This window comes from Vibrio sp. YT-16, from assembly GCF_033337405.1.
In the GTDB taxonomy this organism is placed as follows: domain Bacteria; phylum Pseudomonadota; class Gammaproteobacteria; order Enterobacterales; family Vibrionaceae; genus Vibrio; species Vibrio alginolyticus.
Genome location: NZ_JAWOQQ010000004.1, coordinates 41,302 through 54,002, shown reverse-complemented (window position 1 = coordinate 54,002; position 12,701 = coordinate 41,302). Strand labels below are relative to the sequence as shown.

General features: G+C 43.8%; 10 protein-coding genes. 5 read left to right on the top strand and 5 right to left on the bottom strand.

What is annotated here, in order from left to right; translation table 11 throughout:
- Positions 1-36 precede the first annotated feature (36 nt).
- The 5 genes from R7F07_RS08655 to R7F07_RS08635 all read left to right on the top strand — a co-directional run bounded on the left by R7F07_RS08655 (position 37) and on the right by R7F07_RS08635 (position 6,657).
- Positions 37-702, top strand: a complete 666-nt coding sequence (locus R7F07_RS08655) for an energy-coupling factor ABC transporter permease (RefSeq protein WP_005378445.1) — start codon at positions 37-39, stop codon at positions 700-702.
- A 136-nt stretch (positions 703-838) separates the two neighbouring features.
- Positions 839-1,339: a YfbU family protein gene (locus R7F07_RS08650; protein ID WP_005378446.1), complete on the top strand. Its 501-nt coding sequence runs from the start codon at positions 839-841 to the stop codon at positions 1,337-1,339.
- A gap of 493 nt (positions 1,340-1,832) precedes the next feature.
- Complete coding sequence (locus R7F07_RS08645) at positions 1,833-3,767, top strand: PrkA family serine protein kinase (protein WP_005378447.1); 1,935 nt, start codon at positions 1,833-1,835, stop codon at positions 3,765-3,767.
- Positions 3,768-3,814: 47 nt separating this feature from the next.
- Entirely contained in the window at positions 3,815-5,086 is a 1,272-nt protein-coding gene (locus tag R7F07_RS08640) for a YeaH/YhbH family protein (RefSeq protein WP_005378448.1), read from the top strand.
- Positions 5,087-5,097: 11 nt separating this feature from the next.
- The gene (locus R7F07_RS08635) at positions 5,098-6,657 is read left to right on the top strand and encodes a SpoVR family protein (RefSeq protein ID WP_005378449.1); all 1,560 of its coding nucleotides are present in this window, start codon (positions 5,098-5,100) and stop codon (positions 6,655-6,657) included.
- Between the two features lie 79 nt (positions 6,658-6,736).
- Here the strand turns inward: R7F07_RS08635 and kdsB are convergent, their stop codons facing one another.
- Genes kdsB through R7F07_RS08610 form a run of 5 tightly spaced genes read right to left on the bottom strand, consistent with a single transcriptional unit; the run spans position 6,737 to position 12,700 of the window.
- A complete protein-coding gene (gene kdsB, locus R7F07_RS08630; protein ID WP_053303248.1) occupies positions 6,737-7,492 on the bottom strand; it encodes a 3-deoxy-manno-octulosonate cytidylyltransferase in 756 nt (251 codons plus the stop codon).
- Positions 7,492-7,671, bottom strand: coding sequence for a Trm112 family protein (locus R7F07_RS08625; RefSeq protein WP_005378451.1), 180 nt, complete (start codon positions 7,669-7,671; stop codon positions 7,492-7,494). The genes kdsB and R7F07_RS08625 overlap by 1 nt, the downstream gene beginning before the upstream one ends.
- On the bottom strand, positions 7,652-8,659 hold the full coding sequence (lpxK, locus tag R7F07_RS08620; RefSeq protein ID WP_158173755.1) for a tetraacyldisaccharide 4'-kinase: 1,008 nt from the start codon (positions 8,657-8,659) through the stop codon (positions 7,652-7,654). Before lpxK ends, R7F07_RS08625 begins: the two co-directional genes overlap by 20 nt.
- Positions 8,660-8,664: 5 nt before the next feature.
- Complete coding sequence (msbA, locus tag R7F07_RS08615) at positions 8,665-10,413, bottom strand: lipid A ABC transporter ATP-binding protein/permease MsbA (RefSeq protein WP_017820018.1); 1,749 nt, start codon at positions 10,411-10,413, stop codon at positions 8,665-8,667.
- A gap of 31 nt (positions 10,414-10,444) precedes the next feature.
- On the bottom strand, positions 10,445-12,700 hold the full coding sequence (locus R7F07_RS08610; RefSeq protein WP_171342755.1) for a DNA internalization-related competence protein ComEC/Rec2: 2,256 nt from the start codon (positions 12,698-12,700) through the stop codon (positions 10,445-10,447).
- Position 12,701: the final 1 nt, after the last annotated feature.

The window sequence follows — 12,701 nt, the reverse complement described above, 5'->3', positions numbered from 1 at the left end:
AATGATTGCGTCATGTTCGCATAGGAAGGAAGTAACATGGATTTGTTTAACTTAGGCTCTCTTGTTGTCTCAATTTGGATAGTAGTAGTCTACTGCCTACCAGATTGGAAAAAAGTCGTTTGGCCCAAACTGGAAAAAGAGAAAGGATTTCAGCACCTCGTTTTTGCAACGCTCTTCTTTTTCAGTATTTTATGGACAGCTCAAGCAGGTGTAAAAGAAGGATTACAGATTCATTTTCTTGCACTAACAACGCTGACGATGATGTATGGTTGGCGTATGGCATTTCTACTCAGTATCCCTGCAATGCTGGTCAACCACCTACTACATGATGTGTCCTTGCTACTCTTACCCACGTCGTTAGTTCTATCTGCCCTAATTCCGATTTTCATTAGTTACTTAGTGTTTCTTCTGAGTTACCACTACTTGCCACGAAACATTTTTGTTTTCATCTTCGTTGCTGGATTTTTCAATGGCGCGATAACAGGAAGTCTGCACCTCATCATTAACTCTTTTTATCACCTATCAGTTGGTCACTACGATTGGGAAACCATTCAACATAACTACTTTGTTTTTGTGCCGTTGCTCGCCTTTCCAGAAGGTCTATTAAATGGTATGGCACTGGCGGTTTTAACCGTATTCAAGCCAGAGTGGCTGAGAGTATTTTCAGACCGAGACTACATATACAATCATTACCATAAATAAGTGTTTTCAAACTGGTCAAAAGTGACAGTTCTTGCCATTTTTTAGTATTAAATATGTGTTGAGATCATGTTTCACTCATGTCTTAAGCGTTAACCTAAGCACATTAAAAATGTATTAGATATCTAGTGAGGTCACCATGGAAATGTCAAACGCTCAACGTTTGATTCTATCAAACCAATACAACCTTATGTCTCAACTTGATCCAAGTAATGCGGCCAAATACAAACGCTTACAAACGATCGTTGAACGTGGTTATGAACTACAAATGCGAGAGTTGAACAAAGATTTCGGCTGCCTCTCAGAAGCAGAATGTCGTGAGATCATCGACGTTATGGAGATGTATCATGCGATGCAAGAATCTTACAACATGCTAGACGATGAAGACCGCAGCAACGTAGATCAGCGCCGCTTGAAGTTCTTGGGATTTGATATCGCTTCAGAAGCGCAACAAGTACATTACGTACGTTTTCTCATCGATTCTGAAGGTTTGTACCCTCAGTTTGACAAGGCAGATCATCACTTTAACAGCCAAATGCCGATGCTAGATAAATACCGCCGTATGCTGCAAACTTGGCGTAACTGCCCTCGTCAGTATCATTTATGTGAAAACGAACTAGCGCAAATCTTCAGCGCATAAAATGGTCGTCTAAGAATGAGGAGAGCGCCCGCTCTCCTTGTTATTTACCCTGTCACAAACTTATCTAAGACTTTGCTCTCTTCCTACCTCTTTCACTTACCTTGTTCAATGTAGAACAACGAATCACTGAGACTCTTCTGTCTTTGCCAAATATTTGATTTCTATTGCACCTATTCACGACATAAATTCGTCCTTAATAAAAGAGTGATTCAAATGTCACTTTTACAATAAATTCATAATTGTTAAGCAAAATTGCAAATCCCCGACTAGGCTTAAGTAGAGAAAGGCTGTGATTGAAAAATTCATATCCACCGCTCACCGTTGTAACGAAAAAACCGTCCATAAAGCAAAGTCTTTGGTGTCGCCAATCTTACATTCTGTACGAACCAAATGTGATAACAGGACGTATATTCAAACAACAACGAGCATAACTGTTGGTGGAAAGCCTGAATCAACGTTCGTCGGTAGACTGACTATTAAAGGGGAAAGCGACATGAGTATTTTCGACCACTATCAATCAAGATATGAAGCTGCAAAAGATGAAGAGATGTCGTTACAGGAGTTTTTAGCCCTGTGTAAAGATGACAAAAGCGCTTATGCTAATGCAGCAGAACGCCTACTGATGGCGATTGGTGAACCAGAGATAATCGATACGGCAAAGGATCCGAGACTAAGCCGAATCTTCTCGAATCGTGTTATCTCTCGTTATGAAACCTTTAAAGACTTTTATGGCATGGAAGATGCCATAGAACAAATTGTGTCTTACCTAAAACATGCGGCGCAAGGCCTAGAAGAGCGTAAGCAGATTCTTTACTTACTCGGCCCTGTAGGTGGCGGTAAGTCTTCGCTTGCAGAAAAGCTTAAGGCTCTGATGGAACAGATGCCTATTTATGTTCTTACTGCTAACGGCGAACGCAGCCCAGTGAATGACCATCCATTCTGCCTATTCAAAGCCACAGAAGATGGCGATATTTTGAAAAAAGAGTATGGCATCGAGCACCGTTATCTTCGCTCGATCATGTCTCCTTGGGCCGCTAAACGTCTTCACGAGTTTGGTGGTGATATCACCAAATTTAAAGTAGTGAAAGTACGCCCTTCTATCCTTGACCAAATCGGTATTGCCAAAACTGAACCAGGCGATGAAAACAACCAAGATATCTCATCATTGGTTGGTAAAGTCGATATTCGTAAGCTTGAACACTATTCGCAAGACGATCCAGACGCTTACAGCTACTCCGGTGCGCTGTGTAAAGCAAACCAAGGTTTAATGGAATTCGTTGAGATGTTCAAAGCACCAATCAAAGTGCTTCACCCGCTGTTAACAGCAACGCAAGAAGGCAACTTCAACGGTACAGAAGGCCTTTCTGCGATTCCATTCGACGGTATGATTCTGGCTCACTCAAACGAATCTGAGTGGCAGACCTTCCGTAACAACAAGAACAATGAAGCGTTCTTGGACCGTGTTTATATTGTGAAAGTACCTTACTGTCTACGTGTTTCAGAAGAAGTCAAAATCTACCAAAAACTTCTTGAAAACAGTGAGTTGTCTCAAGCCCCTTGTTCACCAAGCACGCTCGAGACTCTGGCACAATTCAGTATTCTTTCTCGACTTAAAGAGCCTGAAAACTCGTCCATCTTCTCTAAGATGCGCGTATACGATGGTGAAACGCTGAAAGATACGGATCCAAAGGCAAAAAGCTATCAAGAGTATCGTGATTATGCTGGTGTCGATGAAGGCATGAACGGTCTCTCAACACGTTTTGCCTTTAAGATTTTGTCACGCGTATTTAACTTCGACCAAACCGAAGTGGCAGCCAACCCTGTACATCTATTCTATGTGATTGAACAACAGGTCGAGCGCGAACAGTTCCCTGCTGAAACAGCAGAGAAGTATCTCGAGTTCTTGAAAGGCTACCTAGTACCTCGATACGTTGAGTTTATCGGTAAAGAGATTCAGACTGCTTATCTTGAGTCTTACTCTGAATACGGCCAAAACATCTTCGACCGATATGTCACCTATGCAGACTTCTGGATTCAAGACCAAGAGTACCGAGATCCAGAAACCGGTCAGCTATTTGATCGCTCTTCACTGAATGCAGAGCTAGAAAAGATCGAAAAAACAGCTGGTATTTCTAACCCGAAAGATTTCCGAAACGAAATCGTTAACTTTGTGCTTCGTGCGAAAGCGAATAACAATGGTCAAAACCCGGTTTGGACCAGCTACGAAAAACTGCGCACAGTAATCGAGAAGAAAATGTTCTCCAATACCGAAGAGCTACTTCCGGTTATCTCATTTAATGCGAAAACCTCTTCTGAAGATCAGAAGAAGCACGACGACTTTGTCGCTCGCATGATGGAAAAAGGCTATACCGAGAAACAGGTTCGCCTACTTTCTGAGTGGTACCTACGAGTACGTAAGTCATCCTAACCCAGTATTGAGTTAGGTCGCTTGTGAAACATGAAGAGGGCTATTTCATGGCGCAATTTATAGACCGAAGGCTCAATGGCAAGAACAAGAGCGCTGTTAATCGACAGCGCTTCTTGAAGCGCCACAAAGAGCAAATAAAAGAGTCGGTAGCAGACGCAGTGAATCGACGCTCGATTACGAATACGGAAACGGGCGAAGACGTCTCTATCCCTCACAAAGACATCAATGAGCCTATATTTCATCAAGGCAAAGGTGGTGTTCGCGAACGAGTTCATCCCGGTAACGATCAATTCATTACTGGTGATAAAATTGAGCGTCCCAAAGGTGGCGGTCAAGGTAGCGGCTCTGGAGAAGGGAACGCCAGTCCAGATGGAGAAGGCCAAGACGAATTTGTATTCCAAATATCAAAAGATGAGTACCTCGATATTTTGTTCGAAGATCTCGAGCTGCCTAATCTAGAAAAAAACCAAATTGCCAAAATCACAGAATGGAAAACGCACCGTGCAGGCTTTCAAACTGCCGGTATCCCTTCCAATATCGCCGTAGTACGCTCTCTGCAACAATCTCTTGCGCGCCGTACTGCAATGACTGCTGGTAAGAAACGACTTCTCAAAGAGCTAGAAGACGAACTTGCTCGCATCAAAAATATTGAGCCTGCTCAGCAGTTTGAAGAGAACCGCTTGAAGGCTGAAATTGAAGAACTGCGCAAGAAAATCGAAAGCGTGCCGTTCATCGATACCTTCGACTTACGCTTCAAGAACTATGAGAAACGCCCTGTACCATCGAGCCAAGCGGTCATGTTCTGTCTAATGGACGTATCCGGTTCTATGGATCAGGCAACGAAAGACATCGCAAAACGCTTCTATGTTCTTTTGTACTTGTTCTTAACTCGTACCTACGAGAATGTCGAAGTCGTCTTTATCCGCCACCATACCCAAGCGAAGGAAGTGGACGAGCACGAATTTTTCTACTCACAAGAAACCGGGGGTACCATTGTATCTAGCGCGCTCAAGTTAATGGATGAAATAGTAAAAGAGCGATACCCGATTGGTCAGTGGAACATATATGCAGCTCAAGCATCCGACGGTGACAACTGGGCAGATGATTCGCCAAGATGCCGGGATCTGTTAGTGAACAAATTACTTCCAAACTGTCAGTATTACTCTTACATAGAGATCACGCGGCGCTCGCACCAAACTCTATGGCATGAGTACGAAAAACTCACTGAAGAATTTCCTAATTTCGCAATGAAAAACATTCGCTCTGTGGAGGATATTTTCCCAGTCTTTCGTGAACTATTCCAAAAAGAAACGGCGTAAGGAGGCTAGCGATGAATACCGCAACGAGAAACCTCTCAGGAGAGGCGCCTAAGAAGCGTAACAGTAAAGTGTTGCCAGATGGACCAGATTGGACATTTGAGCTGTTAGAGCGATACCACAAAGAAATTAAGCGTGTCGCGGAGCATTATCGCCTAGACACTTACCCTAACCAAATAGAAGTGATTACTTCAGAACAGATGATGGATGCCTACTCAAGTATCGGCATGCCAATCAATTACAACCACTGGTCATTTGGTAAAAAATTCATTCAAACAGAGCAGAACTATAAACATGGTCAAATGGGGTTAGCCTACGAGATTGTGATTAACTCCGACCCTTGTATTGCTTATTTGATGGAAGAAAATACGGTAACAATGCAAGCACTCGTTATAGCGCACGCGTGTTACGGCCATAATTCTTTTTTCAAAGGTAATTACCTATTCCAAACGTGGACTGACGCCAGCTCTATTATCGACTATCTGCTGTTCGCCAAAAAGTATTTAGCCGAGTGTGAAGAACGATATGGCGTAAAAGAAGTGGAAAAACTGCTCGACTCTTGTCACGCGTTAATGAACTTTGGTGTAGACCGCTACAAGCGTCCAGAGAAAATCTCAATTACAGAGGAAAAAGCAAGACAAGAAGAACGCGAAGCATACCTACAATCTCAAGTTAATGAGCTTTGGCGCACGGTACCAACAGCCAAGACGAAAGAGGAAGACATTAAAGAGCGATTCCCAAGCGAGCCTCAGGAAAATTTGCTCTACTTCTTCGAAAAACATGCTCCGTTGCTAGAGCCGTGGCAGCGTGAAGTTGTTCGGATCGTCCGTAAGATCAGTCAGTATTTTTATCCGCAAAAACAAACGCAAGTCATGAATGAAGGCTGGGCAACGTTCTGGCACTACACCATACTCAACCATCTTTATGATGAGGGCTTGGTGTCTGAAAAGTTCATTCTAGAGTTCTTACATAGCCACACCAGTGTCGTGGCTCAGCCGCCTTATAACAGTCCTTACTTTAATGGCATTAACCCCTACGCGTTAGGCTTTGCCATGTTCCGAGATATTAAGCGTATCTGTGAAGAACCAACTGATGAGGACAAAGAGTGGTTTCCAGACTTGGCAGGAACCGACTGGTTAGATGCAGTGCATTTCGCGATGCATAATTTCAAAGATGAAAGCTTTATTAGCCAATACCTTTCTCCGAAATTAATGCGTGATTTCAAGCTGTTTGCGATAAACGATGATGATCATAAGAACTTTATTGAAGTCGCTGCGATACACGATGAGATGGGTTATAAACGCATTAGAGAAACCTTAGCTGCTCAGTATAACTTATCTAATCTTGAGCCAAACATTCAGGTGTTTAATGTCGATGTCCGTGGTGATCGCTCGCTTACGTTGCAGTACGTTCCTCACAACCGCATCCCACTTGATGATAGTTACGAAGAAGTTCTAAAGCACGTGTATCGATTATGGGGCTTTGATGTCATTCTCCAAGAAGTGAAAGACACCGGTCACCGAGAGGTCTTAGCGACCTGCCCTAAACGGAACCAATACGACACTAACATTTAACTAATACCTCGATACAAGTAAAACAAAAAGGCTCCTAATTCAGGAGCCTTGTTTATTCTTAAATCTATATGAGCATTTGTTACGCTTGCTTTGCAACAATCGCGCGCACGGCTTCTAGATCTTCGGGCGTATCAACCCCTGCCGCTGGTGCTTCTTTCGCTACCGCCACATGAATTTTTTCACCGTACCAAAGCACTCGCAGTTGCTCAAGACACTCAATCTGCTCTAATGCACTTGGTGCCCAGTTGACATACGTATAAATGAAACCAGCTCGATAAGCATAAATACCAATATGACGCATTAATGGGTTGGCAATGGTTTTGTCTTGTTTAGCAAAGTTATCGCGATCCCAAGGGATGGTTGCTCGACTAAAGTACAACGCATAGCCTTGCTCATCGGCGACAACTTTAACAGCATTCGGGTTGAACACTTCCTCTTCCGAGTCTATTTCTACAGCTAACGTCGCCATCGGGGCTTCACACCCTGATAAGTTATCAGCAACCTGACGAATGATGGACGGCGGAATCAAAGGCTCATCCCCTTGCACATTAACAATAATGTGGTCTGACGGAATAGCCATCTTTTCAACAACTTCTGCAAGACGCTCCGTACCTGATTCGTGCTGGGGAGAGGTCATACAAACTTTACCACCAAATGACGAAACCGCTTTCGCAACACGCTCGTCATCAGTTGCAACGATGACATCTTCCGCACCCGCTTGTAGCGCTTGTTCATAAACCCACTGAACCATAGGCTTACCACCAATATCCGCTAGCGGTTTACCAGGCAAACGGCTCGATGCGTAGCGCGAAGGGATGACAACCGTAAAAGACATTAGCGTCCCTCATCCATGCTCATAGTGCGAGCTTCAGGCTCTAGCAGAACTGGAATACCCTCTTTGATCGGGTAAGCAAGGCGATCCAATTTGCAGATCAACTCTTGATTATCTTTATCGTACGTCAGCTTACCTTTGCAAACAGGGCAAGCTACAATCTCAAGTAGACGGTGATCCATAAGCCGCTTTAACCTCTTTTATTCTATTTAAAATTTGCTCTGCATCGTTTGATTCAAACTGGGCAGATACAGGCAGATACCACCAATTATCTTGCGCATAATGGCTGCACTTGACGGCATCTTTCTCGGTCATAATCACATTGGTCCCTTGTTGAGCCAATGCTTCTAATTCTTGTTGATCAAAGTCTTGATGGTCAGCAAAACCTTTTGTGACTTTAACATCTGCGTTCATCGAGTTTAGTGTATGAAAAAAACGCGGAGGATGACCAATGCCCGCAAATGCGACGAGGTCTTTCAACTCCGAGACATCCACATGTTGCTTAGTCTTAAGATTAATAGCTTTAGAGGGTGCTAAAGCCATTGCGATTTCGCCCGTATGCGCTTGACCGCCATTGGTGATGATAAAGTCGACTTCTTTAAGTCGCTCAATACCTTCACGTAAAGGACCTAATGGAATCAGGCTTTCATTCCCAAACCGGCGATTACCATCCACAATCACTAACTCAATATCACGGCCTAGCGCATAATGTTGTAATCCATCATCCGTAATTATGATATCCACATCCAAATCTAGCAGTGCTTTCACTGCATTTGAACGCACAGGATCTACCGCAACAGGTGCTCCTGTACGGCGATGAATCAACTTAGGTTCATCGCCACAATGCTTCGCTGGCGTATCTTCTTTTAGCACTAACGGATAGGCAGGAGCCTTTGCCCCATAACCACGAGAAACAACCCCCGGCTTAAAGCCCATTTGCTGTAGTTGCTCAACAAGCCACACAACAACTGGTGTTTTACCATTGCCACCAGCAGTGATATTGCCAACCACAACAACAGGTATTGGCGCATTATAAGCTTGCTTGCGGCCAGTTTGGTATTGCTTTCGCTTTGACTTGCTTATCGTTCCAAATAATAAACTCAGTGGCCACAAAAGCGGCCACAAGAGGTATTTTATTGGATGGTTTTCAAACCAGATTTTTTCAATCACCGCGCTTATTCACCAAACTGAATACGGTGCAATTGTGCATACGCACCATTTTTCTTAATAAGCTCAGCGTGGTTGCCACGTTCAATGATGGCACCATCATCAACCACAAGAATTTCATCGGCTTTCTCGATTGTGGATAAGCGGTGCGCTATTACAAGTACCGTTTTATCTTTTTGCAGCTCATCAAGTGCAGCTTGAATAGCTCGCTCGGATTCGGTATCCAAAGCCGAAGTTGCCTCATCAAGAATCAGCACTGGAGCATCACGCAATAGAGCTCGCGCAATCGCAACACGTTGGCGTTGACCACCAGACAAGCTAGCACCATTTTCACCAATCATGGTATCAAGTCCATCATCCATTTTGCCGATGAACTCCATCGCATGCGCGAGTGTTGCCGCTTTCTCGATATCACTGCGCTCGTATTGGCCATCCGTTGCGTACGCAATATTGTTTGCTATCGTGTCATTAAACAAATGAACATTTTGCGATACTAGTGCAAATTGCTGACGTAAATTCTTTAGCTCGTAATCACGAATATCATGCCCATCTAATGTGATAGATCCACTGTCAACATCATAGAAGCGGTTGAACAAGTTCGCGATGGTACTTTTACCTGAGCCAGAACGGCCAACTAGCGCCACCGTTTTTCCTCTTGGAATATCGAAGCTGACATTTTCCAATGCTGGTTTTTCTGCACCAGTGTAAGTAAAGCTTACATTTTTAACTGAAACATCGCCATTTGCGCGTTCAACTGTCAACTTACCTTCGTTTTTCTCAGGCTCGAGGTCAATTAACGCGAAGAGCGTTTGGCTCGCGGCCATACCACGTTGGAACTGAGAAGTAACGTTAGTCAGCGCTTTAAGTGGGCGCATCAGACCAAACATTGCAGAGAAGACAACAGTAAATGTACCTGGAGTCAGTTGCTCTTTAATCGAATCAATACTTGCTAAATAAAGAACGGCAACAATTGCAAGTGATGCAATCATTTGGATGATAGGGTTAGCCGCCGCTTGAGCCGTCACCAACTTCATGCTTTGTTGACGCATTTGGTTGCTGACTTTTTCAAATCGTTGACGTTCGATGTCTTGGCCGCCATAGCTCAACACAACTTTATGGCCTTTCAGCATCTGCTCTGCTGATGCAGTTACGTTACCCATCATGGTCTGCATATTTTTGGATATTTTTCTAAAACGTTTAGAAACAACACCAATACCCCATGCCACAACGGGAGCAACAGCAAACAGCACTAGCGACAATTGCCAGCTGTTGTAAAACATCAAGACTAACAGACCAATGATACTTGCGCCTTCACGCACAATGCTCACCAACGCTTGGCTAGTTGCCGCTGATACTTGCTCTGAGTCGTAGGTTATACGCGACAATAAGTTGCCCGTCTTTTCCTTATCAAAGTATGACACTGGCATGTGCATAAAGTGATTGAACACCATGCGACGGACTTGCATAACTACGTTGCCAGATACCCAGCTCAAACAGTAGGTGGAGACAAATCCACTTATGCCACGGATGAACATCATGGCAAAAATAATCAATGGAAGCGTGCGTAAAAAATCAGATTCAGCGTTCCCAAAACCTTCATCGAGTAGTGGTTTTAGTAGGGAAATCATATAGGTATCTGATATGGCATTAATAACTAATGCAATGACTGCAACGACAAGACCTGACTTATAAAGGCGAATAAATTGCCATAGACGCTTAAACGTCTGCCAAGTCGTTTCATCAGTATTTATCGACATAGAAGTGCTTTATTTTCTTACATTAAGACTCTCATTCTACTCCCTTACGCAGCATCTGCCTATACCAAGGCTCAAATGTATCGCTACGTTTGGTTTCTGAGCGCCAATTATCACGGTGAATAAAGAAGCTTACCTGACCACCCTCACCAGTATCAAGCCAAGTAATGCCAAGCTTTCGGTATGAAGCAACGACACTTCCCGCTGGCATTCCCCATCGATTGTTTTTTGCTAAAGAAGCAACCGCCACACTCGGGCTCACCGCCTCGATAAATCGAGGATTCGATGAACTTTTACTCCCGTGGTGAGGGACTAGCACCACATCGCTTTGTAACTTTCCGGGTTCTCTAAGCAAAATCCACTCGCTAATGGCCTCAATATCACCAGTAAAAAGCATACTAAAGTTAGAAATAGGGTCAGTAAGTCGTAATACACAGGAGTGCGGATTATACGCACGTTGAACAAGTGCAGGAGGCCAGAGCACTTCCATGTTTAATCCTTGCCATTTCCATTGGTCACCTCTAGTGCAAGGCTCATATCCGATAAAGAATTGACTACTAAGTTTACGCTGTGGAGAAAAGGCATCTTCAATGAAAAAGCGGCCGCCTGCGTGATCATTATCGAAATGGCTTAGAATCAGTGTATCTATGCTTTCATAACCTCGTTGATGCAAAACCGGAGTGACGACCTGCTCTGCGATACTGCCGCTTTGCCATGCTTTACCAGTGTCATACAGCAACACCTTGTCGTCTTTTTCTACAACCACTGCAAGGCCATGACCTACATCTAATACATCGATACGCCAATGCGGTTCATACTCCGATGCAAGCTTGATACTAATAACGATGCCGAGTAACAAATACCACGCGTACTGAGACATGAACCGTTGAAATATTAAGCAAACCACTATCGCCATAACCAGCATTGTCATTTCCATGCTAATAGGTTGCCAAGAACCTATTGCGTACTGTATTGACGTGCTCAATGGCTGTAATGACCAGTCCACCGAATGCCACAGAGGCTTCGCTATCACTTCAAGAAACAAAGATGAGAACAGGGCTAGAAACATCAAAGGTACAACGATAAATCCGAACCAAGGAATAAATACCAAGTTGTAGGCTATTGAGGACAAACTAAAACCGGAGAAGAAATGGCCACTAACAGGTACGATTAAAGCGCTCAACATCAATTGAGTAAGCAATAACGCTTTTAATCGCTCTTTCCAACCTCCCCTTTGATGTCGAATCAAATTAATTGCGAACAATACCGCACAAACGGAGAGGTACGATAACCAAAAGCTCATACTGTAGGATGCAAAAGGTTGGACAAGCAGTTGTAGAGATACTGCAAGCAAAAGAACTCGCCAAGAAGTCCAGTGCACCAGAGTATACTTCAGGAGAACGTAAACAACGCATACCGACACTGCTCGCGTAGTAGGCAGAGAGAAATCCGCTAACCAAGCGTAGGCAACAGCGAAGATCAGCCCATATAAGCTAGGTAACAACTGGTATTGGGGTAATAGATAACGAACGGTACCGCCCACGACTAGCCCAAAAGTAAACGCCATACCAATATGTAAACCAGAAATGGAGACCAAATGCAGTAAACCACTGTCCCTGAGCGCTTGCCAATCTTCCTTAGACAACCAAGAACGGTCAGCAAAAACTAACGCACTTATTAACGAGAAATGATGAAGGGAAGACACATCATCAGCGACATCGGCAATAATGGATTGACGCAGAGATACATTAGAACGAACAATCCACTTAGCGTCTTTGTTGACAACCGCTCGGGCGATAATATTTTTACCCATCGCGTGCTTTTCAGCATCAAAGCCAGCTTCGTTGCGTAGACCTGTAATCGGCTTTAACGAGATGGATGTCGTAAACTCACTGTTAACATCGAGTGGAAAAGGCGTAATAAGACGGATTTTAGGTTTAAGAAAAGGTAACAGAGTTTGAGAATTTACCGCTTCTATAGCGACAATACCTTCATAACCGTGACTTATTTGCGTAAAAGGGCTGTCAACTTTACCAATTATGGTAATATTCTCCCCTGCTTGAAAAAGGGCTTGTCTCTGAGACTCCAATACATTGCCGTGGACGATGACAACCATAAAGCCCGCAATTGCGCCTATGCTAATTAAGCCACGACGTAATTTGATTATTGAGCCAGTGGTTATTATTCCCAGCAGCAACCAACGCCAATCTGGTATTGTCGGCCACCAAGCTGACGAGATTACGCTCGCTACAAATAACGCCAAGGTCCAACTTTTTTCTGAGAGAGTCATG